28 protein-coding genes and 1 pseudogene are annotated in these 24,500 nt (G+C 63.2%); 9 read left to right on the top strand and 20 right to left on the bottom strand.

The window, feature by feature from the left end; translation table 11 throughout:
* Positions 1–139: 139 nt before the first annotated feature.
* Positions 140–860: pseudogene (locus AC3WTE_RS19830) on the bottom strand (MBL fold metallo-hydrolase).
* Between the two features lie 231 nt (positions 861–1,091).
* On the opposite strand from AC3WTE_RS19830, the gene AC3WTE_RS19825 reads away from it, so the two are divergent.
* Positions 1,092–1,697 carry a phosphate signaling complex PhoU family protein gene (locus AC3WTE_RS19825; protein WP_492440184.1) on the top strand — a complete coding sequence of 202 codons (606 nt, stop codon included), beginning with the start codon at positions 1,092–1,094 and terminating at the stop codon, positions 1,695–1,697.
* Between the two features lie 91 nt (positions 1,698–1,788).
* Here AC3WTE_RS19825 and AC3WTE_RS19820 read toward each other — a convergent pair whose 3' ends face one another.
* The 5 genes from AC3WTE_RS19820 to AC3WTE_RS19800 all read right to left on the bottom strand — a co-directional run bounded on the left by AC3WTE_RS19820 (position 1,789) and on the right by AC3WTE_RS19800 (position 7,789).
* A complete protein-coding gene (locus AC3WTE_RS19820) occupies positions 1,789–2,043 on the bottom strand; it encodes a hypothetical protein (protein WP_492440182.1) in 255 nt (84 codons plus the stop codon).
* Positions 2,044–2,077: 34 nt separating this feature from the next.
* Positions 2,078–4,237 carry a C1 family peptidase gene (locus AC3WTE_RS19815; protein ID WP_492440181.1) on the bottom strand — a complete coding sequence of 720 codons (2,160 nt, stop codon included), beginning with the start codon at positions 4,235–4,237 and terminating at the stop codon, positions 2,078–2,080.
* Positions 4,238–4,420: 183 nt separating this feature from the next.
* Positions 4,421–5,023: an HdeD family acid-resistance protein gene (locus AC3WTE_RS19810; RefSeq protein WP_492440179.1), complete on the bottom strand. Its 603-nt coding sequence runs from the start codon at positions 5,021–5,023 to the stop codon at positions 4,421–4,423.
* 136 nt (positions 5,024–5,159) lie between these two features.
* A complete protein-coding gene (locus AC3WTE_RS19805; RefSeq protein ID WP_492440177.1) occupies positions 5,160–7,025 on the bottom strand; it encodes a pyruvate kinase in 1,866 nt (621 codons plus the stop codon).
* A gap of 92 nt (positions 7,026–7,117) precedes the next feature.
* Positions 7,118–7,789 carry a DUF5994 family protein gene (locus AC3WTE_RS19800; protein WP_492440207.1) on the bottom strand — a complete coding sequence of 224 codons (672 nt, stop codon included), beginning with the start codon at positions 7,787–7,789 and terminating at the stop codon, positions 7,118–7,120.
* A 308-nt stretch (positions 7,790–8,097) separates the two neighbouring features.
* Between AC3WTE_RS19800 and AC3WTE_RS19795 the strand changes: the two genes are divergently transcribed.
* Positions 8,098–8,544: a MarR family winged helix-turn-helix transcriptional regulator gene (locus AC3WTE_RS19795; protein WP_492440175.1), complete on the top strand. Its 447-nt coding sequence runs from the start codon at positions 8,098–8,100 to the stop codon at positions 8,542–8,544.
* 6 nt (positions 8,545–8,550) lie between these two features.
* Positions 8,551–9,411, top strand: coding sequence for an LLM class F420-dependent oxidoreductase (locus AC3WTE_RS19790; protein ID WP_492440173.1), 861 nt, complete (start codon positions 8,551–8,553; stop codon positions 9,409–9,411).
* On the opposite strand, the gene AC3WTE_RS19785 is transcribed toward AC3WTE_RS19790, so the two are convergent.
* Positions 9,408–9,716 (bottom strand): hypothetical protein, encoded by a 309-nt coding sequence (locus AC3WTE_RS19785; protein WP_492440171.1) that lies wholly within the window; start codon positions 9,714–9,716, stop codon positions 9,408–9,410. The genes AC3WTE_RS19790 and AC3WTE_RS19785 overlap by 4 nt on opposite strands.
* 730 nt (positions 9,717–10,446) lie before the next feature.
* On the opposite strand from AC3WTE_RS19785, the gene AC3WTE_RS19780 reads away from it, so the two are divergent.
* Positions 10,447–10,755 (top strand): hypothetical protein, encoded by a 309-nt coding sequence (locus tag AC3WTE_RS19780; protein WP_492440169.1) that lies wholly within the window; start codon positions 10,447–10,449, stop codon positions 10,753–10,755.
* A 324-nt stretch (positions 10,756–11,079) separates the two neighbouring features.
* Here AC3WTE_RS19780 and AC3WTE_RS19775 read toward each other — a convergent pair whose 3' ends face one another.
* The 8 genes from AC3WTE_RS19775 to AC3WTE_RS19740 form a co-directional block, all read right to left on the bottom strand.
* Entirely contained in the window at positions 11,080–11,424 is a 345-nt protein-coding gene (locus AC3WTE_RS19775; protein ID WP_459370133.1) for an aminopeptidase, read from the bottom strand.
* A 57-nt stretch (positions 11,425–11,481) separates the two neighbouring features.
* Positions 11,482–11,712, bottom strand: a complete 231-nt coding sequence (locus tag AC3WTE_RS19770) for a deoxyribodipyrimidine photolyase (RefSeq protein WP_492440167.1) — start codon at positions 11,710–11,712, stop codon at positions 11,482–11,484.
* 131 nt (positions 11,713–11,843) lie between these two features.
* The gene (locus AC3WTE_RS19765) at positions 11,844–12,215 is read right to left on the bottom strand and encodes a hypothetical protein (RefSeq protein ID WP_492440165.1); all 372 of its coding nucleotides are present in this window, start codon (positions 12,213–12,215) and stop codon (positions 11,844–11,846) included.
* A 197-nt stretch (positions 12,216–12,412) separates the two neighbouring features.
* Complete coding sequence (locus AC3WTE_RS19760; protein ID WP_492440163.1) at positions 12,413–12,973, bottom strand: DUF6286 domain-containing protein; 561 nt, start codon at positions 12,971–12,973, stop codon at positions 12,413–12,415.
* Positions 12,973–13,356: an Asp23/Gls24 family envelope stress response protein gene (locus tag AC3WTE_RS19755; RefSeq protein ID WP_492440161.1), complete on the bottom strand. Its 384-nt coding sequence runs from the start codon at positions 13,354–13,356 to the stop codon at positions 12,973–12,975. Before AC3WTE_RS19755 ends, AC3WTE_RS19760 begins: the two co-directional genes overlap by 1 nt.
* A 7-nt stretch (positions 13,357–13,363) precedes the next feature.
* Positions 13,364–13,543 (bottom strand): hypothetical protein, encoded by a 180-nt coding sequence (locus AC3WTE_RS19750; RefSeq protein ID WP_459370128.1) that lies wholly within the window; start codon positions 13,541–13,543, stop codon positions 13,364–13,366.
* Positions 13,544–13,643: 100 nt separating this feature from the next.
* Entirely contained in the window at positions 13,644–13,994 is a 351-nt protein-coding gene (locus AC3WTE_RS19745) for an Asp23/Gls24 family envelope stress response protein (RefSeq protein WP_492440159.1), read from the bottom strand.
* A complete protein-coding gene (locus AC3WTE_RS19740; RefSeq protein ID WP_459370126.1) occupies positions 13,963–14,427 on the bottom strand; it encodes an Asp23/Gls24 family envelope stress response protein in 465 nt (154 codons plus the stop codon). The genes AC3WTE_RS19745 and AC3WTE_RS19740 overlap by 32 nt, the downstream gene beginning before the upstream one ends.
* 191 nt (positions 14,428–14,618) lie before the next feature.
* Between AC3WTE_RS19740 and AC3WTE_RS19735 the strand changes: the two genes are divergently transcribed.
* Both AC3WTE_RS19735 and AC3WTE_RS19730 read left to right on the top strand, forming a co-directional pair.
* Complete coding sequence (locus AC3WTE_RS19735) at positions 14,619–15,194, top strand: RNA polymerase sigma factor (protein ID WP_492440157.1); 576 nt, start codon at positions 14,619–14,621, stop codon at positions 15,192–15,194.
* Positions 15,191–15,649: a hypothetical protein gene (locus AC3WTE_RS19730; protein ID WP_492440155.1), complete on the top strand. Its 459-nt coding sequence runs from the start codon at positions 15,191–15,193 to the stop codon at positions 15,647–15,649. Before AC3WTE_RS19735 ends, AC3WTE_RS19730 begins: the two co-directional genes overlap by 4 nt.
* Positions 15,650–15,683: 34 nt before the next feature.
* Here AC3WTE_RS19730 and whiA read toward each other — a convergent pair whose 3' ends face one another.
* The 3 genes from whiA to AC3WTE_RS19715 are packed head-to-tail and all read right to left on the bottom strand — an operon-like array spanning position 15,684 to position 17,386.
* Positions 15,684–16,631 carry a DNA-binding protein WhiA gene (gene whiA, locus AC3WTE_RS19725; RefSeq protein WP_492440206.1) on the bottom strand — a complete coding sequence of 316 codons (948 nt, stop codon included), beginning with the start codon at positions 16,629–16,631 and terminating at the stop codon, positions 15,684–15,686.
* Between the two features lie 45 nt (positions 16,632–16,676).
* Positions 16,677–16,967, bottom strand: a complete 291-nt coding sequence (locus AC3WTE_RS19720; protein ID WP_492440153.1) for a hypothetical protein — start codon at positions 16,965–16,967, stop codon at positions 16,677–16,679.
* Entirely contained in the window at positions 16,964–17,386 is a 423-nt protein-coding gene (locus tag AC3WTE_RS19715) for a hypothetical protein (protein ID WP_492440151.1), read from the bottom strand. The genes AC3WTE_RS19720 and AC3WTE_RS19715 overlap by 4 nt, the downstream gene beginning before the upstream one ends.
* 813 nt (positions 17,387–18,199) lie before the next feature.
* Between AC3WTE_RS19715 and AC3WTE_RS19710 the strand changes: the two genes are divergently transcribed.
* Entirely contained in the window at positions 18,200–18,604 is a 405-nt protein-coding gene (locus AC3WTE_RS19710; protein WP_492440149.1) for a helix-turn-helix domain-containing protein, read from the top strand.
* 91 nt (positions 18,605–18,695) lie between these two features.
* Here AC3WTE_RS19710 and AC3WTE_RS19705 read toward each other — a convergent pair whose 3' ends face one another.
* Positions 18,696–19,292 carry a TetR/AcrR family transcriptional regulator gene (locus AC3WTE_RS19705; protein WP_492440147.1) on the bottom strand — a complete coding sequence of 199 codons (597 nt, stop codon included), beginning with the start codon at positions 19,290–19,292 and terminating at the stop codon, positions 18,696–18,698.
* A gap of 209 nt (positions 19,293–19,501) precedes the next feature.
* Between AC3WTE_RS19705 and AC3WTE_RS19700 the strand changes: the two genes are divergently transcribed.
* On the top strand, positions 19,502–19,948 hold the full coding sequence (locus tag AC3WTE_RS19700) for an MmpS family transport accessory protein (RefSeq protein WP_492440145.1): 447 nt from the start codon (positions 19,502–19,504) through the stop codon (positions 19,946–19,948).
* Positions 19,945–22,830 carry an MMPL/RND family transporter gene (locus AC3WTE_RS19695; RefSeq protein WP_492440204.1) on the top strand — a complete coding sequence of 962 codons (2,886 nt, stop codon included), beginning with the start codon at positions 19,945–19,947 and terminating at the stop codon, positions 22,828–22,830. Before AC3WTE_RS19700 ends, AC3WTE_RS19695 begins: the two co-directional genes overlap by 4 nt.
* On the opposite strand, the gene AC3WTE_RS19690 is transcribed toward AC3WTE_RS19695, so the two are convergent.
* On the bottom strand, positions 22,817–24,403 hold the full coding sequence (locus tag AC3WTE_RS19690; protein ID WP_492440143.1) for an FAD-binding protein: 1,587 nt from the start codon (positions 24,401–24,403) through the stop codon (positions 22,817–22,819). The two genes, AC3WTE_RS19695 and AC3WTE_RS19690, sit on opposite strands and share 14 nt — an antisense overlap.
* Between the last annotated feature and the right edge of the window lie 97 nt (positions 24,404–24,500).

Genomic DNA, 24,500 nt, shown 5'->3' with positions numbered 1-24,500 from the left:
GTACCCGAGCCAACGGAATCGACAGGAGACCATTCCGGCTACCCTGCTGCGCTCGCAGCCGGGCGCGGAAGCAGGGTAGCCCCAGATTCAATGAGAAACGTCGCGATCGAAATTCTCATCCAATCTGGGGCAATGCAGGTCAGACTAGTAAATGTGCCCCAGATTCAATGAGAACGGACAGTAGCCATTGCTGCTGGAGCCGAACGAAGTGGGCATCCACAACTGCTCCGTGGCCCGGCACCAGAAGCGCGTCCAGCCCGGCCGCCGCGAGCAGCACGTCCAGCGTCGCCGGCCACGCCGTGACGTCCGAGTGCGCATCGATGGCCGGATCGCCGGATTCCTCGACCAGGTCTCCACAGAAGGCCACAGTGCGTCGACCGGGAACGACGACGATGAGGTCATGGTTGGTATGTCCAGGTCCGGGGTGTAAGACCGTCACCGTACGGCGGCCGACATGCACGGCCGTGCCCCGGGTCTCGTGTATCGACGGTCGCAGATTGATAATCGTCCGGTCGACCTCCTCGGGGTCGGTACCGAACTTGATCGCGTCGGAACGGAGGTCGGCCCTCCCGGTCGCGAGGGTTTCGGCCACCTCCGGCGCGCAATGAATCTGCGCACCAGTGAAGTAGGCGCTGCCGAGCACATGGTCGAAATGATTGTGAGTCAACACGATCTGTCGGACCGCCTGACCGGTCAGGGCGTGAACATCCTCGTCGATGGCGCGCGCCTCGGCCAAGGTGGTCCCGGCGGTCCACCAGGAGCGCGCCCGTATCCCCCGCCACCAGGCCGACGGTTACATCGAGAAATGGCAGCCGAACCCGCCACACGCCCCAGGTCAGCGGCTCCCACTCGAAATTCACTCACCTAAGATCGCACAGCGCCACAAGATGGCGGGCCGGCCGACTACGGCGAACAGGCCGGAGTGCGGCATCACTGGTTGAACATTGGTCGGCCAGTGGCCAAAATTTGGTTGACTCGCGGAGAAATTCCTCTGCGAGCTCGTAGGCTAGACCCCTGTGCGGACGGTCTTTTATGAGCGGCTCGACGATTTGAGTGGTGGTATTGCTGTCGTTTGCGACCGTAATGCCACGATGATGCAGGTTGCCACCGAGGCCCTCCTCAACATCGACGTCGATGCCGCTGAACGTGTCATCGACCGCGGGCCCACAATCCTCGACCAGTGCGCGGCCCTGGAAGCAGACACGTTCGCCATCCTGGCCCGTCAGCCGCCGCTCGGGCCCGATCTGCGCACAGCAATCGGCTGCCTCAAGAGCCTGGCCGATCTGCGGCGCATGACGGCCCTGGCCGCCCACGTCGCTCGAATCGGTCACCGACGCCATCCTCTGAGCGCCGTGCCCGCCGACGTTGGCAGATACTTCGCCGAAATGGGATACATCGCATTCCGGATAGCTAATGATGCGAAGACCGCAGTGCTCGAACAGAATCCAGACAAAGCACCGCAACTGTCCATCGCTGACGATGCGATGGACAGTATTCATCGGCAACTTTTCGCGGTCGTGATGGACCCAGACTGGCCTTACGGCATCACCACAGCGATCGACGTCACTCTGCTCAGCCGCTACTACGAACGTTTCGCCGACCACGCAGTCGACATCGCGCACCGTGTCCCTTACTGGGCCCGTCAGGCTATCGGCCAAGGCTCTTGGACACCGGGGCCAGACGCGAGGTACGAGTAACGCATGGTCTCGTGCGGTCAGCACGATGAGAAGTGTTGAGCTTCAATAACTTCATGGGCCAAGCTCATCGATACGCATGGGCAGTCGCTGTTCACATTTCGTCGAGCACAGGCAACACCAGTTCGGCCACCAACAGCTGTACAACCGCGGCGACCGGGACAGCGACCAGTGCGCCAACAACCCCCAACCACGCCGCCCCCAACAAACGGAACACCACGTAGAACACGACGCTGGCCACGCAGACCGGGATCGATACCGTCAGGGCGAGGGCCGCGACGATGAACCCGCCGACGCTGGAACCGTAGGGGAACAGGTCCGGTATCGCCACGACGCTGGTGCGCCTCATCCAGTTGAGTGATGCGGGAGCTAACAAGCTCTAATTACCAGGAAAGTTGGACGATACTCTTGCGGCCTGTCTCCTTAAACTGTCCGGTTAACCAGGCGCTATATTCCGTGACACCGAGTGGTGTTTGCCCCGTGGAGTAAAACTTAGTGAGTCGTTCTTGATTACTGTCGAACAGATAGCCGATTACTCTCGCTAGACGGTCTTGTTGCCCCACCTGGGCGATCTGATCTCTACCGGCGCCGACAAAGTCTCCTGTAAGCCAGGCATTAGAATCGATCCGTTCACCGACATCGTCGATGTGAAGAACCGGGACAATCGCCCAGGGAAAAGGATGGGGTGAAAGCGAAGGTTCAGGCGTTGGGATCTGTTGAATCAACTGCCATATCGTAATGCCGCAACTGTTGTTGTTGTTAAACACTTGCGCAATTTGAGTTAGACCGCAACCAGTGAAATCGCCGGTAAGCCAGGCCACAGCGTTGATGCTGTGCTGGTCAGAAGAGTCCTGGGCAAATATGGAGGCTTCATTGCCCTCGAACCGGTAGGCGGTGACACCCATCTTCCCGCCTGCGCTATATATTTGGACGATCTCTTTTCGGTCGCCGCTGTCCCCGCTGAAATTACCGGCGCGCCAAGCCTCGAAAACCATCGCAGTGCCCGGACTCTCGAAAACTGCGGGGCTTTCCATGCCGGCTCCCGGGCCGTACAGCTGAAAGACCGTCAGACCGACATGGCCACTGATGTTCCGTACTTGGGCGATCTGATCGTGACCGCACCCGGTGAAGTCGCCGGTTAGCCACGCCACCGCAGCGACGGGATGGCCTGAAAATCCTGTAAATTTCTCCAGCTCACCAGCTGCAGTGTCGACACGGTAACCGATTACAGCCACCGTGTCGTTGCGACTCCATACCTGGGCGATCTCGGTCCGACCGCGCCCTGTGAAGTCGCCAGTGAGCCATGGCTGGGGAGGGATGGTGCCGCTGGGGTTAACGCCCTCGCCCGTGTCGGCCTGAAACACCCGACTGACGTGCTGAAACGTGTGTGTTTCCCAATCCTTCGGAGGCACGTGGATTGTCATCTCGTCCATGCGGAGCACAGTCAACGCGCCTCTGTTGGTGCCGGCAGCGTTATTTCTCCACACTTGAGCGATCTCGGTGTGGCCGTCGGTAGTGAACTCGCCGGCGAGCCACGCAATGGTGTCGCTTCTTTCCGGTCCTGCCGGTCCCGCGTCCGGTCCCGATATCACATCCGTGTCAAGCAGTCCGCCAGTTCGCCAACGGCCCGTGAACTTCTTATCCTGCTGGTCACAGGTAATCGCGTAGGGGGCGGCGGCGGAGGCGGAGTAGACATGCACCTGGGGCGGCCGCCGAAGAACTTCAGCGCCGTCCACGGCGTACATCACATCGTCTATCGAGCACTCGCCGTAAGCGATACGGAAGAACCCCTTCTCACCCCAGCCGTCGCCCCAACTATTTTTACATATCCAATATCCACCCTGCTTCAGGCTGGAGTCGTCGCAGTAGCCGACAACGCAGACACCATGCATTCCGGTAGGCCAGAATGTCCAAGCAGGGACATAAACGCCCGAACTGTAGAAAGTCAGATCTATGTAGGTGTTCATATCGGCCGCTAGTGGCCCATGTATTGCGAGATAATGCTTCATCGCACTGGGAGTCATTAATGTGTAGTAACCCTTGATCGCACCGTATGGAGTTGCTGGGCTCAAGTCTGGGCGGTTACGCGGCCCGTTGTACGGATAGATGGCCTCCCTGACGGTTCCGAATCTCCTGTTCACTTCGAACGCATCTCTCAGGGTCCAGCCCCCGTTCGGGTCGTGCGTATCTTCGCCGATCCAGAAGTAGAGATAGGCTTCGGAAAAATCAACTCCTCCCCTGGTAACGGGCCTATTGCTGGCGATGTGAAGGTGAGACTCAAGTACCGCTACTGCTGCGAACGCCGCGCACGTGGGCTCCAATCCCTGGTTCTTCACGGCGGTGATCCAGTTGCCGCCGCCTTTGCCGGCGCCCTTGTTCCTCCAGTCAACGAAACTCGGGAGCGGCTCTGCGAGCTCCAACGGAGCGCTTGGAGTGAGCCGTTCACGCTGAATAGCAGCCAAGTCTTCTGGTGAGCGGTAACTGTCCCCGAGGATGGTCTTCTGCACGGCCTCTGGAAGTCTTGAAACCGCTGTTTCATCCACCTGCCAAGGCAACTCCTGTTCGGCTACTAGTCGCCGCAAGTCGTTAATGTTAGGCGTAGTCACGCGATGCCCCCCCACTGAATTTTTAGATACGACAATAGAGCAGGACGCGAACGGCCGGAGTCGAATTTTGGACCATGTCCCGCCAGCGAGCTTGGCACTCCGAAATGACGTCTCGCTCCCTCAAGCCGCCGACTGGCTCGTCAACCCTTGAAATTGGCGGTAGGTGCGGTTGATCTCGCTGCGCGCCCGCAGCGCCCACACGATCTGTGCGATGCCGATGACCACTAGCCAGGCACCGGTGACAATAGCCACCACCAAGATCGACGCAAACGGTGAGGCGAGCACGACCATGCCGGCAATCACGCTGATCACGCCAAGGAACACGTGCCAGCCGCGGTAGGGCAACTCCGAATAGCTCATCGCCACCGCTACCTCGGCAACACCTTGGAAGATGAAGCCGATCCCTATCCAGATGGCCAGAAAGAGAATTGGGTAGCCCTGGTCAAGATGACGAAACGCCAACACTCCCAACACCAATGAGAGTGCACCACTGATGAACCACAGCACGCGCACACTCGCCGACCGATGAAGGCTGAAGGCCACAATTATCTGCGCGATGCCCGCAGCCAGCAGGTAAACGCCGAACAGTATCGCGACGGCGTCGACTGTTGGTCCCGGCCACGCCAGCACTACAGCACCCGCGATTAGCGTCAGCACGCCCCATGCCAAGACCGACTTCCACAGATTGCCAAGCAGCCTCGGGGTTTGCGCCGTAGTCACCATGCTTCTCCCTTTCCCAGATCCGTAGTCAGACACCGCGAACTCTTCGCGCCACGAAACGTCCGCCGTAGGGTAAAACGTCCCAACCCCGTGGGTATGTTGGTCTGCAACTCGAGAAGCTCCCCAAGCCGCTCTGCATTCAGCACGCGTCTGGATGCCACGAGTGCAACTGGCGCAGTAGCGCATTCTTTTTGTAATGGTGCTCGGCCATTCGACGTAGGATGTCGTCAAGCACCGTCACGGCTGCATCGATGTGCGGGCCTTTGTTGAGCATGACGCACTCGGCCCGCTCGCCCATTGCGGCATCACTGATTTCGGCGCGCGACGGCTGCCCACTCGTGGCGAGCTGTTCGAGCACTTGGGTCGCCCAGATCACCGGCAGATGGGCTGATTCGCACAGCCACAGGATTTCCTCCTGCAGTTCGGCAAGCCGTTCGTAGCCCACCTCGACAGCGAGGTCACCGCGCGCGATCATCACCCCGATCCGCGGCCGCCGCATCGCCGTCAGTAGTAGTTGGGGCAGGTACTCGAATGCACGGCCCGTCTCGATCTTGAGTACGACGCCAAGATGGTCGCCACCGAGTTTGGCCAGCTCCTCGTGGAGTTGCACGACATCGCGGGGATCTTTGACGAACGACATCTCGACGAGATCCGCGATCTGCACCACGGTTTCCAGGTCAGCGACGTCTTTGGCGGTTAACGCCGGCACAGGCAAATACGTTTCGGGCACGTTTATGCCTTTGGCCGCGCGCAGTTTTGAACCGCCAACGGCGGCGTGGTCAATGCGCACCTGTAGTACTTCGGGGTCCGCCGCTGTGATTTCCCCGCCGATTCGGCCATCGTCGAAATAGATGGTTTCGCCGACCCGGGCGTTGTCGAAAACGTCGGGCAACGTGCAACCGATCTGCGCCACGCTCTCGCTACCGATGTCCACGGGTGTGCAGTCCCGCGTGACGTTCAGCAGGTCGCCGGGCCGCAGTAACAGGTGCTGCTCGCGTTCGGGCAGCAGTCCGAGCTCGGTTGGGTCGTCGGTGTTCTCCGCACGCAGAACGGTGCCGGTAGTGAGATACGTCGTCTTGGAAGTGATTACCGGGAATCCGTCGACGTGCGACGCCGCGCTTGTCAGCTGGAGGTGACGGGTCGCGCCGCGAGTGTCGTGCACTGTGATCACATCGCCCGCATGCCGACGGGCCAGCCACTGTGCGGGCACCGGCAGCGTCGCCATGTCGGCTTCTGGCGCTGCGGTGGGGTTTTCCGCCGCTGTCAACCAGGCTCGCGCCGGGGCGAGAACGCGGCCCAGCGCATCGCGAGTGGGCCGAAGCTTGACACAACGCGGCCCTGGCTCGATCGGTCCGGTGCGCAGCTTCGGCCCCGCGAGATCCATCGCGATCAGGCAGCTCCGTCCGGCGAGCTGGCTCGCGTGCCGAACGTGACCGGCCATGGCACGCCAAGCGTCAGGGTCGTCGTGGGCACAGTTGATGCGAGCGAGATTCATGCCGCGTTCGATCAACCGGCGAATCAGATCCGGGTCCGTCGCAGCGGACGACGGCAAGGTCACCATGATGCGGGCCTCATGGTCGGCCGGCGCGAGTCCCAGCAGATCGACTGCGCGGTTGCGCAGCAGTTGTTGCCCCTCGTCGGCGTGCACGATCGCCGGTGCGGGCGGTTGCCACGAGTCTTCGAGCATCGCGAGCACAGCGGCTCGCACAAGTCGCAGCGTGGCCTGCACGTGTGGTTCGCTGCGTCCCAGCGAGGACAGTCCGAAGGCGGCCAGCCGACTTTGCAGCTCTCGTAGGTCACATTGCCGGATCGCCCAGTAGTGCACGAGATTTCGAGCGCTCAACCGGTAGTCGGCAGCGACGTTGGCGAGCCACTGCTGCCACGCCGATTCAGCGGACTCAAGGCTGCCGAGCAGGTCGTCGAGTTGACCGAGTAATCGGACCAGTTCGCGATCAGTGGCAGGCGCGTCGCGCACGACGGCAGAGGTCTCATGAAATGACGACATCGGCGGGCTCCTGATTCGTTAACTCTTTGGCGGGTAAGGTGAAATGCCACAGCCGTGTGCGGCTGGTCCGTCCGTACCGGTACTCGGAAGATTCACCGAGGGAGCCGTGGACCATCGCCAGCACGGTCGTTGGAATCAACGGCTGGCTGCGATGATCGCGCATCGCGGCTCTGGTACATCTTGTTCCGGACAATGTGTTCGACGAGGATGGGGACGAAGCTCTGGATTCGTGCCTCGTCGAACTGGACGGCGGCGTCCTCACACCAGCGCATGATCTCGGCCTTTCGCCGAGCATCGTGTCGCCCTTCATGACGTGCCAGTTTGTCCGCGACGTCAGCCACGGATCGTGCTGCGGCGGCTGCCGTGCCGGTCCCGGCGCGGCTTCGTTCCGGTACGGCGGCCAAGGCCTGTTGCGCATCCCGTTCACCGGTTTGTGGCGAGATGACGCGCAGCGTGAGGTGATGACCATCGTGCCCGACGAGAATGACGCTGGCCGGCTCGGCACTGTCAAAGGCCAGCAGTTCTATTGTCTGCCCGGCGATTTCGACTTCAGGTGGCGTGTCAGTCCAGCCGTTGCGGACATAGCCCACCATGACGACCTGGCCCAGCCGCCGCGACAGCGTGGCCAGCAGTGCGGGCAGCTCGGCGACCAAGTCCGTTGAGCAAGGCCACCAGGCACCGTCGATGTGTTCCGACGGAAGTCGGTTGGTGATTCGTAGACGGAGACCGGCAACGTCATCCACATTCAGTTGATCGGGAGCCATTGTTGCGGGCGGAGCTTGCTGGCTTGTTTGCGACATGCCGCCAGGATGCGCGAGCCACGTCGAAGGCACTAAGGCCATTAGGCCCTGATGTTTAGAGGCCAAGGGACGGCGCCGGATTCACCTTGTGCCAGTGGTGAACCCGGGGGCGACGGACGGTAAACACCAAGTATCCGGACGACGTCTACGCAATGTCATTGCCGCTCACTCTCGACCCGATGATGGCGGTTCGCATCTCGCCGGACAGGGGCGAGGACAGCTTCCCCGCTCAGATATTGCACAGTTTCAACTGAACAGTCTAGACTGTGTATATGGGTCAGGTGAGCGAATCAGCATTGACGGCCGCGCGCGATGTGCGTGTGACATTCGGCCGACTGCGGAGGCGGCTGCGGCAATTCGCCGCCGCCGACGACCTGACGCCATCGCAGACCGCCGTGCTCTTGCGCCTGGCCAAGGACGGCGCGGCCTCGACCAGCCAGCTCGCGGGCGCGGAACGCGTCCGCCCGCAATCCATGGCGGCCACCGTGGCCAGTCTGGACCAACAGGGTCTCGTCGCTCGGGCCCCTGACCCCACCGACGGGCGCCGGCAGCTCATCACTCTCACCTCGCAGGGTCTCCACCGCGCGGAGATCGATCGCAAGGCCCGAGAGGGGTGGCTCGTGCGCGCTTTCGAAGACCGCTACACCGAGGCTGAGCGCCGCACTGTCATCGAGGCGCTAACGCTGCTCGATCGACTATTCGATGACGAAAGGAACTAGAGGACAATGAAACTGGGCATTCACTACATCGACTTCCTACCCGGGGAAGCCAGCCGACTCCAGCCGACGTTAGCCGCAACTGCGACGGCCGCGGAGGACGCCGGCTTTGCGTTGCTCACACTGGCTGACCACTTCTTCCAAATGGAGAACATCGGCCGTGCCGAAGACCCATTCCTCGAGTGCTACACGACACTGGGCTATCTCGCCGGGATCACCAACCGAATCGAGCTCTCCACGATGGTGACCGGCGTGACGTACCGCCACCCCGGCGTGCTTGCCAAGACGATGACGACCCTGGACGTGCTGTCCCAGGGCCGGTCGATGTTCGGTCTCGGTGCGGCTTGGTACGACCGTGAACACCGCGGCCTCGGCATCCCCTACCCCAGGCTGTCCGAGCGATTCGAGATGCTCGAGGAAACGCTGCAGATCTGCCTGCAGATGTGGAGCGATGACAACGGACCCTTCGAAGGCAAGCACTTCCAGCTGGCTGAGACCCTGTGCTCTCCGCAACCGGTGCGGCGTCCACCCATCATCATCGGCGGTTCCGGCGAGCGCAAGACACTTCGTCTCGTCGCGCAGTACGCCGACGTGTGGAACAGCACGGGATCACTGGATGAGATACCCCACAAACTCGAGGTGCTGCACCGCCACTGCGACGACGTTGGCCGCGACCCGTCCGAGATCCAGCTGACCGCAGGAGCATTCGACGATCCGCTCGCAGACGTCGATGAGTACCTCCGCACGCTCGATCAGTGGGCCGAACTCGGCTTCGACCTCATCATGACCGGGCCGTTGCCCGGCAACCCCGACCCTGCCGGCTGGGTGCGGCGACTCGGCGACGAGGTGATCCCCCGCCTCGCCGGTTAGCGGCCTAGGCCGTCGGCCGTCACGGCATGGGAATCCGTGGCGGCGCCGGGATGGGCGGCGGTGACGGGATGGCCGGGGGCGACGGAATCGCCGGCGGGGCTGGAATTGCCGGGGGCGCTGGCATCATCGGGCCTCCCGGCTCCGTCGCGGGCATCTGCGGCGCGGGCGATTCGGTGACTGGCGCCGACGAGTACACAGTCGGCGCGGATGATGTCGGAATGACTGTGGACGTGGATGTTTCGGTACTCGATGTCGTCGTCGTGACCGATGTCGTCGTCTTGTCGTTCGACGCCTTGTCGCCACACCCAGCCAGACCGGACACGGCCAGCGCCAGCGCGCCCACGCACACGGTCACGCGACCTGCGAACTTCGGGTTGGTACGCATGGTGAGATCACTTTCTTTCGACAGTATTGCAGCCGCAGATACCCGTTATCCAGCCAGCCCAAACTCCTAGATTGGCCAACGCCATTCGACACGGTGCCCTAGTCGGTGACCGATACTTACCCGGGGCGGACAAACTGCATGCCGGAATCTCCGACCGCCGCACGATCCTGCGGGGTCTCATCGTCCCTAGGCTGCGGAAAAGGTAGTGCGGCAGGCAATTTCACACATGGAATCAGTGCCCCAGCGATGAGGGCGAGAGGGTTCATGGACGGCCCGACCGACGTTATGTAGTTGCTGCTGTAGAAATCTCGCGAGATCCGCGAATCGACGGCCGGTAGATCGACGGCTGGCCACACCGGCCACTCCGCCTGCAGCCGGCGTTTGCACGCGCCGAATCCGCAGTTCAGGGCCCGCCGTTAGCTAGCAGCACCTCAGATAGCGCAGATTTAGAAATATGTCAGTTCGGGTTAATTCTAAGCGAACGATAGATAGACTGCCGCTGAATTACACGATTGGGAGGGGTCTGTATGGCGAAAAGCCGTTTGGTTTCGACGATCGTGGCTGCAGGCGTCGTCTTGGCAGGTGGCGCAGCAGCTACAGCTTGGGCAGGAGGCCCACCGGGTTTCGTAGAACCATCAGACGACGTATCAGTGGCAGTCGGCACAGGCGAATTCGAAGGCGCGCTGGTTGGCTTCACCGCGACCGGCGGCACCAACGATCAGGCGTCGGCGGCAGTCATCGCAGCATGCACCGCGGCGGGCGGTGTTGAGTGCACCAGCGATGAGGTGACCAACGACCGCCTCTGCATCGTGTCTGTGGGCGATGGCGTGAGCCATGTCGTCAGTGGCGGCGCCGGTGCCACCGTCGAAGCCGCCCGGGACGACGCTTTCAACCGCGCCGCAGCCGCGGGCACACCCCTCGGGGCAGATGCCGTCACCGTCGTATCGGCGTGCCCCTGATGAGCGCGCCCATGACCGAGGGAAATGGACCCATGCCAAAGCGACTCGGAGCGGCATTGCTGATGGTGAGCTTGGCTGTGGCGGCGGGCATTTCGGCGCCTGTCGCCAACGCTAGGCCGACGTGTCAAGACACCTCCACCAAAACCATCTGTTCGACGAATGGCAGCACGTCGATCAAAGCTCGGCCGGGCACGGTCGCGCCCCCCGCCAACCAGCCCATGATGCCGTGGTTCGGCATGCCGGGGCGGCGACGCTGACAGCCGACGACGCCCCCATCTGACGGCCTCGGCGGCACGTCAGGTGGGGGCGCAGCGTCTGTAAAAGTCAGTGCGGCGCGCTTGCGGCGCTCCGCCCGCGAACCGCGAAAGAGGACGCCGCGATCACGATTCCCAGAATCGCCACGGGGATGGACCACGCCCTCCGGTTGGACAGTTCGGATTCGCACTGTGCCACGTAATCGGTATGCGGGACAATCTGATTGAGGATGGGTACGCCTGCCACGCTGGACGCGTTCGCCGAGCGCGCCTGGTCCAGATTCTGGAACAGTGCGTTACCGCAACCCACGTCCTTGCCGTCGCTGCTCGAAGTCGAAACGGGTACCAGCAGTCCTATGACGCCAGCCAGCAGCAGAATTGCGCCGCCCAGCAAAATCATTCGTCGAACCGACATCTTTGCTCCTTCATCGCCGTTGCTCCAATGGTGCTCATGCACCAAATGCCAGTTGACTCAAGATTTCTTCGAGGGGATGACGATCACGACGATCAGTGTCAGGATCGAGAAGAACAGACCGAGAATGCCCCAGCCCAAAGAGCTCCGGCCCTTCATGCCGGCGATCACCGCGCAGACGATGGCGGCAATGACGCTGCCGATGGCGACAAAGATTCCTTTGATACCCCGCAGGATGAATCCAGCTGCCTCGGGCTGACTCTGCAAGGCGAACAGCGCTTCGTGAACCATTTCAATTCCTCACACTCAGTGACGCGTCGAGGGCATCAGCTAACTCAGCTATTCCCTGCCCTGACTTTTTCCAAACGTCACCGTCGAGCTCACGTCCATTGGTTTGGTTCGAACGCGCTGAGGCGGCGAGGTCAGCCCAAGCCCCTGCCTTTGATTTTCGCAACCTGCACCACCGCGCGTGCCGCTACAGTGTTGCCGGTACCCCCGGTGACCCGGGCGATGTCGGCAAGGGTGGTGTCGACCGCCGAGATCACATCCGCAAGACCTGCCGGGTGTGCCGCGGTGACCGTCAATTCCACAATCGACGTGCGGCGATCGGCGATAGCTTTTCCTTTGGCGGACTGCACATTCGATTCCCGCTCCAAGGCCTCGGCGGCCGCTGAGGCGACGCCGTCGAGGTTCACTGTGATGAATCCTGGGTCGGTAGTGCCGGGAACGCGCAGCACCGGTTTCTTCCGGACAGGAACGTGCGCGATAAGCCAGACGAGCCCGATCACCACCAAGACAGCTCCGGCCCCGGCCAACTCCCATGGCCACCACGTAGAGGTAGCGGCGTGCGCTACCGGTCCGGTACTGATGCGTTCTGGTGCCGTACGCACCAGATGGGTAGGCCACAGCACCGCCGCGGCACCGAGACAGGCCACCGCGAGTCCCGCGACGAGAGTCGCGGCACGATCCACGAAGTCAGTCGGGAGCAGGCTCATGCAGCCCCGCTCGTACCGACGTGCACGACGATTCGCGGTGTGGGAATCAGGATTTCGGTCGCGCTGCCCACAGCAGCAGCGATCGCGCCCTTGGCTGCGACGTCGGACTCCATGCTCGTGAGGCCGACGTACATCGTGACCTTGCGTCGAGTCGCCGCCGAATTCAGCACTTCGACGCCAGGCACGCATGACGCCGCGTGCGATGCCAATCGAGCGACGTCGCGCGGGTGCATCCACACCGATCCCGCTGCATCGACGGCGACGACGGTCTTGCGTCGAGGACGCAGGGCGACGAATACCAGCCAGCTGCCAAGGACCAGTGCAGCGGCACCTGCAGGCATCATCCACCACTGGCTGCGGAGACCGTTGAGTGCCGAGACGGCCGTGCCGATCCAGGGCGTTCCCGCGACCCAGCCCAGTTCGACGCCGGCTTCACGCAGCGACACAACCCCGCCGCACATGACAACCAGTGCCAGCGCCACCGCGACGTATCGAGCGGTGGCAGTAGCGACTGGGGACCGGCCCGGTGTGGGTAGTGCAAAGTTGTCGGCGGTCATCATCGGGTCCTTTTCATGTCTGTGGTGACGGTGCTGAGTTGCTCGACGGTGACGTCGACGCGGTCGACGTGCAAGCCGGCCATGTCGGACAAGGTCTGCGCGACATTGCGCTGAACCGCACGGGCGACGTCCACCGCCTGCGCGGGCCATGCCACGGTCACCTTGAGGTGGGCCGTGACCCGGTCACCGGTAACTGTCAGCTGAGCTTGGGGCAGCGACCGGCCGGCGATCTTCGGGCGGCTTTCCGGGAACGGCAGTACGTCCGGTGTATCGAGCGCGGCACGGACTGCGAGCCGTTGTGCGACCTTCTCACGTACGGTCAGGGTGCCACGTGTTGCGGCGTCGTCCTCGGAATCGGACTGCGCTGCAACCGATTCGGTCACCTCTGATTTAGTCACGGTCGCGACCCCGCAATAACGCGGACAGGTCGAGTTCGCCATCGCGGTGAGCGCCGATCAGGTATCCCGCCGCGCCGAGCAGCAACGCGATGAGAAAGCCGCCGAGCCCGCCGGCCGCAGCGGCGATACCGAGTAGCAGACCGGCAACCAGACCCAGTGTCGATGAGGTCATGATGTAAACCTTCCGCGAAACGAAGTTGTAGTGGCACTTGGGAGTTCGTGTACCGCGGTGGCGCGGCGCGCCCCTCGTCGCGCCGCCCCACCGCGGATGTCTACTGCAGTCCTCGACCGGGCGTTGGTGTCACCGGCACGAGATCTTCGATCGTGACGTCGACGGGTAGGTCGGTCAGCTTGCCGACGGCCCGCTGAATAGCGGCTGCGGTGGGCCGCACCGGCACGCCGAGCACAAGACTCACGTGCACGTCGACCCGGTCCGCCCCGATCCGGATCCCGGAGACCCGCCGTCCCGGCAGGTAGGTCGCCACCTCGCCGAACATGCCGGCGTGCAATCCGGCCACGCCCTCGACCGCACTCACCGCGGCCGCGATGCGTTCGGCGGCGTCCTCGAGAACCCCTCCCCCCGGCGGGGCATCACTGGACACGCGCAGGCGCGGCGTCGGCATCGTCGCCGCTGTCACCGTCAAGGTGCACATCGTGGACGGTGATGTTGACCTCGGTGACCTCGAGACCCGTCATGCGTTCGACCGCGGCGATGACATTTCGCCGGATGCCGGCGGCCAGGTCGGCAATCGCGACGCCGTACTCAGCCACGATGTCGATGTCGACCGCTGCCTGCTTCTCCCCGATCTCGACCGAGACACCCTGGCTCTGGTTGACGCTGGCACCAGGGATCCGCTCCCGGATCGCCCCGACCACGCGCGACGCTCCGCCCCCCAGGTCGTACACGCCGCTGACCTCACGGGCCGCGATTCCGGCGATCTTGGACACGACCACGTCCGCGATGGTGGTCTTCCCCTGCGAGCTCACCAACGGTGACCCCTGGTATGGGCTGACTTCTTTGCCGGACGACTCCACATCGGCCTGTGCGCTGGTCATCACCGCTCCCCTTTCGACATCCATATATGGGTAGTCGTTACTCAAGACTCGAACCGAACGCCCCGATCGAGTGATACAGGACACATGGCAAATCTACTCAGCTGAAGATGCTCAGGCAGCCCAAGCGGCAGCCAATTCTGGTACGAAGGCCCTATATTTCAAGAGCGGTGGAGCGTAGCTGAGAGCGGAGTGTGGTGAGAGCGCCAACCGGTGGCGACCTACGCGACGCTGACGACGAGGCCCTACGGGCATCGGCGGTAGTCGGCGATCGCGAAGCGTTCGACGTCATCGTGAACCGCTACGGACCGGTGCTCTACCGGTACGCACGGCGAATGCTCGCCTACGAAGCCGATGTCCCAGATGTCGTGCAGGACACCTTCGTTGCCGCATGGCAGCAGATCGGTGCCTTTCGCGGAAGCTCGTCACTTCGGACGTGGTTGTTCGCCATCTGCTACCGAAAAATTGCCGATACACACCGGCTGAAACGTGCACGACCGGTTGAAGATTGGGTGCTCGAACCGCTGGCGGGACCCGACACGTCTGCGGACCCGTTCACCGCGGCGTCCAACGCGGCCTTCTTGGATGCCCTGGAGTTAGCACTCGGCGAATTGCCGGTTCGCCAGCGCGCAGTGTGGATGATGCGGGAGGTCGAACAGATGACGTTCCCTGAAATTGGCGAGGTGCTGCACCTCAGTGCCGATGCGGTGCGCGGTCACCACCTTCGGGCTGTCAAGACCCTGCGTGTTCTGTTGAGGAGGTGGCAGTGACGGACCCTGATCCCTTCCTGCACCGCGCAGCCTCGTACCTGAGGACTGTGCCCGAGCCCGGCTGGGACGCCATCAGCAACAGAGTGCGTGCGGCAGTGCATGCAGCGTCGCGCGCGGGCTGGCCCATCCGGGCATCCCGGGACACCGGCGACGGAGTCGTGTACATCAGCGACCACGCCCTGCGCAGCCTGCTGGCCCGCGAACTGCGCCGCGCATTTGTCTGCCAGCCGACACGTATCGCGTTCACGCTGGAAGGCGCGGTGCTGCGGGCCATCGACATCGACGTGACCGGAAGCTACGGAACCCAACTGCGCGATCTTGGCGACGACATCCGGCGGTTGGTGCTCGACACGATCCGAACCATCCTCGACGACCTCGACCAGAACGGCGGCGCCCCAGCCGGACCGATCGATGTCACCATCACCGACGTCGTCGAGGGCGACCCGCTGGGATAACAGCAGTTCGAATCCCCGCTCGAATCTGCTCAGGTCATCCTGCCGCGACCACGCCACGAGTGTCGGCGACACCAGCTCGCCGGGCTTCACGGTCTGCCATCCCCAACACCCGCCGAAGGCGACCAGCCGCTGCGTTCTTCGTCAACGGTGGCGCGGCCAGACGCCCCAAATCGTCCAATGACAAGTCTGGGTGTTCGATGCGTAGACGTGCGATTTCAACGAAATGCCGGGGTGCCTTGTCCCCGAGGATTTCCAAGGCGCGTTGCGCCCGAACCGCAGCCGCCATCGCCGACCGTTGCGCGCGACGCTGATTGGAGTCGACCAATGCGGCATCAGCGACGATCGTGTCGGCGCGATCGCGGTGGGACTGCCAGGCCGCTCGCGTTTGTTGGGCACCAATTCGATTCAACAACAACGCGATTGTGTCCGCGTCACGCACGGTGACGCGATCCGCGCCTCGTAGCTGTCGAGCCTTCACGTGCACACCCAGCCGGCGCGCGGCCCCAGTCAGCGCCAAGGCGGCTTCCATACCCGGGCACTCGACCTCCAGCCCCCGCGCGCGACCAGCCAACGACAATGAGCCCCGCGCGAGAAACGCCCCACGCCACACCGCTTCGGCTTCTGCGGTGCTACCGCCGACGATCTGCGCCGGCATACCCCGGACCGGCCGCCCCCACCGGTCGATCAGCCCGGTCCAGCGCGCCACATCCTCGGCCTGGTGGGCAACCTGCACCAGGTAACGACTACGCGAACCTATGCTCGGCAGCGCACGTACTTCCGCCGAATACCCGCACAAGTCCTTGAGGTCCTTGCAGATGCGGGCGGCCACGGACTCTCGATCGACGTCGGCGTCGATCACAACGCGCCCACCGGCTACCCGCAGCCCGCCCGCGAATTGGAGAAGCGCGGTCACTTCGGCCTTGCGCGCACTGGGCAGATGCACGACGGTACTAGCGAGCTCGTCTTTCGCCCTCGGTGTCAACATTACAAATCCCCCACAACACATTGGTTCCGTACTCGCCGCGGTCTATCCACCACATCGGGAATCTCCGCTCAGCCGACACTGTGCGATTTGGCGCGCGAGGCGTTCGGCAGCGACACCCTCGCGATGGTGCAGCACACGCCAGGTATGGAGCGTGTCGACCAGCGAATCGGGCACCGGAAGTCGTTCCCGTTCAACAACTGTCATCGAGATCTGGATCACCGAGTCGAACTCGCCGACACCCAGGTTCACGTATGCGTTGTTCAGTTCCGCGACCGTCAAGTGAGCGCGGACGCACTCCACCAATTCCCACGCCATGTCGGACTCGCTGGTCAACGAGGTGACCCCTTCGGATGTCGGGCTGGTTCCGCATCGCGCTGGAGGTGCCACGGCACCGTGGCGACGAGCCGACGAAGGTAGTTCCGCTGGTCGAACGTGAGCCTCGGGATGAAGTTGGCCAACGCTGACGCCTCGGTGCCGTCGTCGGGCATAGTGCGGGGAAAGACCACCCACACCGATTCACCGCCGGTGATGCCGATCTCGGCAATGAACCCGCCGCCTGCGAGCTGCTCGCCCAATGCCCACAATCGCCAGCCGTGCGCTTGGAGCGCTTTGGCCCACCAGTACGCCACCCGTACCTGGCGCGGCGGCTGACAGATCATACCTGGGATATGCGCGGAGTTGCGCTCCGCCGAGTGCGGCTGCTTCAACAGGCGCGAGCCACCCAGCAGCGTCATCATATCCGCGGTCTCCACCGCCCATCCGGCGGAGTCGTGCTGTGAGTAGTCCTGCCACCCAACCGAATTCATTCGCTGCTGCCGATCACGCACGGCGATTCCGTCTCACCGTGAAGCAGCACGGTGTTGTCGGTGGGCCCAGACGCCACGCAGGTCTGCATAGCCAAACTCCTTCCAACTGCGCCGCACAGCGGCGTGTCCCAGTACTCGCGATCGACGGCAGACACCGGGCACTTTCACAGAAAACGGCGCGACCGACACCAAACTCGCCGCACCGCAGAATTGGCACGAATCGACACCCACGGCCTGGCAAACCGCCGATTCGAACCGGCGCAGCGCGCCATGACTCACCGGATGTCGTCGTTCTGGTCGCGAACCATGGCGATCGCGCTGGCGGTCAGCCCAGGCGCGAACCCCGAATAGCTACCACCGCACGAGCAATCCTCACAGGCGCCGGGACTGCCATGCGAGCAACGCGGACATCGGCATGAGACACCGCGAAACCCGCGGCAGAACACGAAACACTGCATCCCCCTTGAGAAGGCCTGCCCCAAGCCCCCCGGCTTACCTGGCACTCAACTGATGTCACGAGAATTCCACGAACCTACCGACGCGTCAACTCTTCGCAAACATTTGCTGACATTGCATTCGCAGAAATATGAGCTAACGTGCGTGCGACGGGTTGACACCCGCACACCATCCTGCGGCATCGAGCCCAGGTGCCGCACCCCCGGGCGGTCATCATCAGGTCGCTTCAGCGCCACAGCGGATCCGATACTCATTCGCACGCCGTAAGGTGCTGCGCCGCATCATGATTCAAGGGGGAATCACATGGCCAGCAAGAAACGTCGCCAACCTTCGGTGGACGCAGCCACTTTCGCGGAACGGCTCAACCGATTGTTCGCCACCATCTACCCACCCGGGCGCGGTCCGTACCGAAACTTCGAGGTGACGGAGGCCCTGGCCCGCCGCGGATACCGACTGTCCGCCCCGTACCTCTCGCAGCTGCGATCTGGCACCCGGACGTGTCCATCCCCACGTACCGCGGACATGTTGGCCGAATTCTTCGGCGTGGGAGTTGACTACTTCGACCCCACCACCGGTTATGCCCGTGCCCTCGATGCCGAACTCGACTGGCTCCAGCTCACCCATGACGAGTCCGTCCGCGAACTCACTCATGCACTGATGACGTTGACGCCCGGCCTGCGCGACGACTTGCTCGGCCCCGCGGTGTGATGTGGCGGCGGCGATTGCCGCGAACCTCGTTCTGGGGCAGCAGATTCCCGTTCGGGGCTAAGCTCATTGTCTGGGTCGGCGACCGTCTGACCTAAGGCTCCCGGCCGGCCGTGAGGCTGGGCAATAGGACGTCGTCGACCAAGATTCGCACCGTGTCGTCGGTCGGTGGCCGATCCGAAACCAGCGCCCGGAACACGAGGTACCCCGGCAGCAGATCGAAGATCTCCTCGTTGATGGCCAAGGAGTCGATCTCGCCGCGGTCCACCGCCTCGGCCAGGACACCGTCGATCACCAACTTGCGCTGAAAAACGAACTTCTCCTGCATCACCGCTTGCAGGCCCGGGCTGTGCGACATCTCGTTCAGCACGGCACGCATGGTCCGCGTGTGTTCTCGAGCCTGTTCGCAGGTGGCTCGACCGATTTCCAGCAGGTCGCCCCGCAGCGACCCGGTGTGTGGCGGCACCGCGGAATTACGGGTGCCCTCGATGAAGGCGGCGAGCACCAGATCCGCCTTTGACGGCCACCGCCGGTACATCGTCGCCTTACTGGCTTTGGCCCTGATCGCCACCGCTTCCACGCTCAGGCGGTCATACCCGTGCTCCTGCAGCAGTTCCAGCGTGATGGCCAACAATTCGGCTTCGCGCTCACTCCACGGGCAGCTGGTGCCAGCGCACATGTCATCGGACATCGCCACACCCCTTCCCGCCTCACTCACACAGATGGAATACCAGAGTTACACCTCGACGTTGCACACCGTTACGGCATTGGGTGCAGGGTTTTGCACATATGTCAACCCGGTTGCGATCGCTCGTACGGTACCGTACCGTTCTGCTTCACGGGACGATTTGGCGACATTGCTTCGGCTGTTCGCCTACGGGGGCGTCGAAAGGCTTTGGCTTGAGCAAGTTTTCGGTGGGTAAGTTGGCACGCCGGCAATGGATCGCCATCGTCGTGATCGTGGTGGTCGCCCTCGTTGGATTCAGTGTCGACCGGCTACGCGGCATCTTCGGCTCCGACAACGAGATTTCACGGCCCGGTTCCGATGCCCTCGAGAACACCGGCTACAACCCGAAACGGGTGCTGTTCGAGGTGTTCGGTTCGCCGGGCTCCATGGCGACCATCAACTTTCTGGACATCAACGCACAGCCTCAGCGTGTCGAGAACGTCACTCTGCCCTGGTCTCAGGCCCTGACCACTGACGATCCGACGATGTATGCCGATCTGCGCGCGCAGGGTGACGGCAGCACCATCGGCTGCCGCATCACCGTCAACGGCATCGTCAAGGACGAAAGGTCCACGAACCACGTGAACGGATACATCTCGTGCCTGGACAAGACCGCATGACCGGCCACCGCCTCGATCGCGCCGTCGAGGGTTCCCGTCCGGCGAGGCTCATCCGGAAGCTGTCCCTGCCGATCCTGTTGATCTGGATCGCTATCGCCGCGGTATCGAACACCATCTCGCCCCAGCTCGAGGTGGTCGGATGGGAACGCTCAGTCGGGCAGAACGCGCCCGATGCGCCGGGCATCCTCGCGATGCGGCACATCGGACAGGTCTTCCACGAATTCGATTCCGACAGCGCGGCAATGTTGGTGATCGAGGGCGATCAGCCCTTGGGCCCCGAAGCACACAACTACTACGACGGCTTGGTGAAGAGGCTCCAGGCCGATACCGAGCATGTCGAGCACGTCCAAGACTTCTGGGGCGACCCACTGACAGCCGGCGGCTCGCAGAGCAAGGACGGCAAAGCCGCTCTGACGCAGCTGTATCTGCGCGGTAATCAGGGCGAAGCCATGTCGAACATCTCCGTCGACGCCGTCCGCAAGATCGTCGCGGACGATCCGCCTCCACCCGGCATCAGGGCGTACATCACCGGCGCTTCGCCGTTGGTGACCGACAACTTCGAGGTCGGCAGCGCTGGCACCAACGAGGTCACCGGTGTCACGTTCCTGGTCATCGGCATCATGCTGCTGTTCGTCTACCGGTCGCTGGTGACGATGCTGATCGTCCTGCTGACTGTCGCCATCGAACTCGCGGCCGCCCGCGGTGTCGTGGCGGTCCTGGCCCACGCCGGCGTCATCGGTCTGTCGACGTACGCGACCAACCTCTTGACCCTTCTGGCCATTGCCGCCGGCACCGACTATGCGATCTTCGTCGTCGGCCGCTACCAGGAAGCGCGCAGCAAGGGCATGGACCGGATCTCGGCCTATCACGACATGTGGCACGGCACCGTCCACGTCATGGTCGGATCGGGACTGACCATCGCCGGCGCCGTCGCGTGCATGCAGTTCACCCGGCTCCCTTACTTCCAGACGCTCGGCATCCCAGCCGCTCTCGGCGTCCTGGTGACATTGGCGGCGGCCCTGACGATGGGTCCGTCAGTATTGTTGATCGCCACCCGGTTCGGACTCATGGAGCCCAAGGTCGCTCAACGGGCGCGCGGCTGGCGCCGAGTCGGCACCGCCATCGTGCGCTGGCCCGGACCGATTCTCGTGGTGACCGGCGCGATCGCACTCATCGGCGTGTTCGCGCTGCCCGGCTTCGAGGTGAGCTACGACAACCGCCCGTATATCCCCGCCAGTGCCCCCGGCGTCGTCGGCATGGAAGCCGCCGAGCGTCATTTCACCGAGGCGCGCATCAATCCTGAGCTGCTGATGATCGAAGCCGATCACGACATGCGGAATCCGGCGGACATGCTGATCCTCGAGCGCGCCGCCAAAGCCGTGCTGCACACGCCGGGAATCGCTCTGGTGCAATCGATTACACGTCCGCTGGGTACGCCGATCACGCACAGTTCCATCCCATTCCAGATCAGCGCGTCAAGTGCGAGCCAGATCATGAACCTGGGCTACCAGAAGGACCGGGCCAACGACCTGCTCAAGCAGGCCAACGAGATCGACAACACGATCAGCGTCCTCAAGCAGCAGCTCTCGTTGCAGAAGCAGAGCGCCGCGGCCACCCATGATCAGGTCCAGGCGTTCCACGACACCGTCGAAACCGTCAACGATCTGCGGAACAAGCTCGCTGATTTCGACGACCAGTTCCGTCCGTTGCGCAATTATTTCTATTGGGAACCGCACTGCTTCGACATCCCCATGTGCTCGGCGCTGCGGTCGGTGTTCGACTCGTTGGACGGGATCGCCGATCTCTCCGACAAGTTCGGCACCATCACCGCGAGCCTCGACCGCTTGGATGCCCTGCAGCCGCAGTTGGTGGCGCTGATCCCGCCGCAGATCGCCATTCAGGAACGCAATCGCGAACTGACACTGTCGAATTACGCGACCACAGGTGGCACCAACTCCCAGAGCGACGAGGCACTGAAGAACGCCACCGCCATGGGCAAGGCGTTCGACGACGCCAAGAACGACGACACGTTCTATCTGCCACCCGAGGCTTTCGACAACGCCGACTTCAAACGCGGTCTCAAGCTGTTCCTGTCGCCCGACGGCAAGGCGGCGCGCATGATCGTGACGCATCAGGGCAATCCGGCGAACCCCGAGGCGATCCCCCACATCAACGCGATCAAGGACGCGGTGTTCGACGCCCTCAAAGCGACGCCCATGTCGGACGCCAAGATCTACATCGCAGGCATCGGCTCCACCAACAAAGACATTCAAGAGGGCACCAAGTACGACCTGTTGATCTCCGCACTCGCGGCAGTCGCGCTCATCCTGCTGATCATGGTGATCGTGACCCGCAGCATCGTGGCCGCGGCCGTCATCGTCGGTACCGTCGTGCTGTCGTTGGGCGCTTCGATCGGATTGTCGGTTCTGGTGTGGCAGTACATCTTCGGCATCCATCTGTACTGGGTCGTGGTGCCGCTGGCCATCATCCTGCTGCTGGCGGTGGGTGCCGACTACAACCTCCTGCTCGTGTCCCGGTTCAAGGAGGAGATGCACGCCGGCCTCAACACCGCCATCATCCGGTCCATGGGCGGCACCGGTAGCGTCGTCACCGCAGCGGGCCTGGTGTTCTCGGCGACCATGGCGGCGTTCATCTTCAGCCCCCTCATGATCCTCGGGCAGATCGGCACCACCATCGGCCTGGGTCTGCTGTTCGACACGCTGGTGGTGCGGTCGTTCATGACGCCGTCGATCGCCGCGCTGCTGGGCAAGTGGTTCTGGTGGCCGCAGATCGTGCGCCAACGCCCGGTCCCCGCGAAATGGCCGACCCCGACTCCTTCTCGGGACAGCGACGAGGACGAACTCTCGTTCAGCCAGCGGTGACGGCTTGCTGACCGGCGCGCCGTCCGGAATACACGCAGTCGGCCAGGGATAGCCCACTCACATAAGAGTTGGCGCAGATACCGACGGCAGTGCGTCCTGCGGCAAACAGGCCGTCGATCGCCTGTCCCGCCGGGGTTTTCACGGCGCCGGTGTCCTCGTCGACGATGAGGCCACCGAGGGTGAACATCGGGCACGGATTGATCAGACTGCGCTTGACCGAGATCGAGATCAGCGAGTACGGCCCCCGCTCGATGGGATGGACGAACTCGGCCGGCTTGCCCAGCGGATCAGGGCGCCCTGCCGCTGCGGCCTCGTTGTGCTCGGTAACGGTCTGACGCAGTCCCGTTGGGTCGACACCCGCTTTGGCGGCAACGGCTTCGAGGGTGTCCGCCTCCACGCGATCGGTCCGCAGCATCGCCTCCATCTGCAGGCGCTGGAACCAAATCGCTTGCTGCGGAAGTTGTTCACGTGCCTGCTCGAGCAAGGTGCGGTCGGTGAGAATCCAGCCGCGCCCGTTGTGGTGTTGCACCATCGCATTGCCGATGGCGGCGCCGTAACGGGTTTCGTCGATGAACCGGCGCCCTTGTTCGTCGACGACGAGCCCGCCGAGCATCGCACTGGGCGGGGTGATGAACCGCCACGCTGAGACGTTGTCCAGCCGATCCACGGCCGCGCCAACCTCGATGCCGAGATTCATGCCGCTGCCGTCGTCCGCGCTGGTTCCGAGCTGGAGTCCGTCGTGATATGCGGGAGCATGTTGCGCGATCAACTCCCGATTGGCGATATAGCCGCCGGCGCAAAGGATTACACCCTTGCGGGCATGGATGTCGACAGTCTGGGCATACCGGCGCTCCAAGACAGCCAGGCGACGTTCCATCGCGGCGCGCAGCGGCGGGTAGTAAATGCCCGGTTTCACCGCCAGCGCCGCGTACGTCGCATAACGTCGCCGCACCCAAGCCGGCGCATGCGCGAGCGTGCTGGTGCGCACTCCGGCCACCCGCCCGGTGGCGTCGGTCAATAGTGAGTCGGCGCGAGTGTGGAACAACGTGCGTACACCTGCTCGGCTCGCCGATGCTGCCAGTGGCTGGAAGATCTTCTTGCCCGAGGCCCCCGGGCCCTTGGCGCGGTGACCGCGCTGCACCGGCGGGGTGAGCCCGCGGAAGTGGCCGGAGTTCTCGCTTCCCGAGTAGTACAGGTAGTACTTGTTGTTCGGGTAGGACGTCTTGTAGGGGCACACCGATGCCTCGAACGGCACGCCGTGTGCCGTCAGCCAGTCGATCATCGCGGGACTGCCGTCGACGAAGCGCCGCAACGTTTCTGGCCGTACCGCGTCGCCGATCTCGGCATGCAGGTAGGTGTACATGGCGTCAGCGGTGTCGTCGATACCGGCTTCGCGCTGCACCCACGTGCCACCGCCGGCGTAGACGATCCCACCCGATACCTGTGTGGCGCCGCCGCCGTTGAACCGGTCGATGGCGAGAACGTCCGCCCCCTGGGCGCGGGCCTCAAGTGCAGCGCATACACCGGCGGCTCCGTAGCCGACCACGATCACGTCCGCGATGACGTCGCTCATGGCGATCCTTCCGGTCGATAACTCGAACTTATAGTTTAGACTTTGAGTACAACATATCAGTTTGGATCTGGGCTACACGGTCCCCGAATTCGCTGGG

The sequence above is a fragment of the Mycobacterium sp. FW102-FHT13B02 genome, from assembly GCF_058790275.1.
Note: the sequence above shows the minus strand (reverse complement) of the source record. Positions and strands in the feature narration are given on the sequence as shown.

Bases quoted from the DNA above. Each gene is read 5' to 3' on its own strand.
- AC3WTE_RS19805 (WP_492440177.1), bottom strand. From the start codon at position 7,025: ATGTCGTCATTTCATGAGACCTCTGCCGTCGTGCGCGACGCGCCTGCC.
- AC3WTE_RS19760 (WP_492440163.1), bottom strand. From the start codon at position 12,973: ATGACCGCCGACAACTTTGCACTACCCACACCGGGCCGGTCCCCAGTC.
- AC3WTE_RS19775 (WP_459370133.1), bottom strand. From the start codon at position 11,424: ATGTCGGTTCGACGAATGATTTTGCTGGGCGGCGCAATTCTGCTGCTG.
- AC3WTE_RS19740 (WP_459370126.1), bottom strand. From the start codon at position 14,427: ATGACCAGCGCACAGGCCGATGTGGAGTCGTCCGGCAAAGAAGTCAGC.
- AC3WTE_RS19750 (WP_459370128.1), bottom strand. From the start codon at position 13,543: ATGACCTCATCGACACTGGGTCTGGTTGCCGGTCTGCTACTCGGTATC.
- AC3WTE_RS19810 (WP_492440179.1), bottom strand. From the start codon at position 5,023: ATGGTGACTACGGCGCAAACCCCGAGGCTGCTTGGCAATCTGTGGAAG.
- AC3WTE_RS19710 (WP_492440149.1), top strand. From the start codon at position 18,200: ATGGCCAGCAAGAAACGTCGCCAACCTTCGGTGGACGCAGCCACTTTC.
- AC3WTE_RS19695 (WP_492440204.1), top strand. From the start codon at position 19,945: ATGACCGGCCACCGCCTCGATCGCGCCGTCGAGGGTTCCCGTCCGGCG.
- AC3WTE_RS19820 (WP_492440182.1), bottom strand. From the start codon at position 2,043: ATGAGGCGCACCAGCGTCGTGGCGATACCGGACCTGTTCCCCTACGGT.
- AC3WTE_RS19790 (WP_492440173.1), top strand. From the start codon at position 8,551: ATGAAACTGGGCATTCACTACATCGACTTCCTACCCGGGGAAGCCAGC.
- AC3WTE_RS19825 (WP_492440184.1), top strand. From the start codon at position 1,092: ATGATGCAGGTTGCCACCGAGGCCCTCCTCAACATCGACGTCGATGCC.
- AC3WTE_RS19800 (WP_492440207.1), bottom strand. From the start codon at position 7,789: ATGGCTCCCGATCAACTGAATGTGGATGACGTTGCCGGTCTCCGTCTA.
- AC3WTE_RS19795 (WP_492440175.1), top strand. From the start codon at position 8,098: ATGGGTCAGGTGAGCGAATCAGCATTGACGGCCGCGCGCGATGTGCGT.
- AC3WTE_RS19745 (WP_492440159.1), bottom strand. From the start codon at position 13,994: ATGCCGACGCCGCGCCTGCGCGTGTCCAGTGATGCCCCGCCGGGGGGA.
- AC3WTE_RS19770 (WP_492440167.1), bottom strand. From the start codon at position 11,712: ATGGTTCACGAAGCGCTGTTCGCCTTGCAGAGTCAGCCCGAGGCAGCT.
- AC3WTE_RS19690 (WP_492440143.1), bottom strand. From the start codon at position 24,403: ATGAGCGACGTCATCGCGGACGTGATCGTGGTCGGCTACGGAGCCGCC.
- AC3WTE_RS19705 (WP_492440147.1), bottom strand. From the start codon at position 19,292: ATGTCCGATGACATGTGCGCTGGCACCAGCTGCCCGTGGAGTGAGCGC.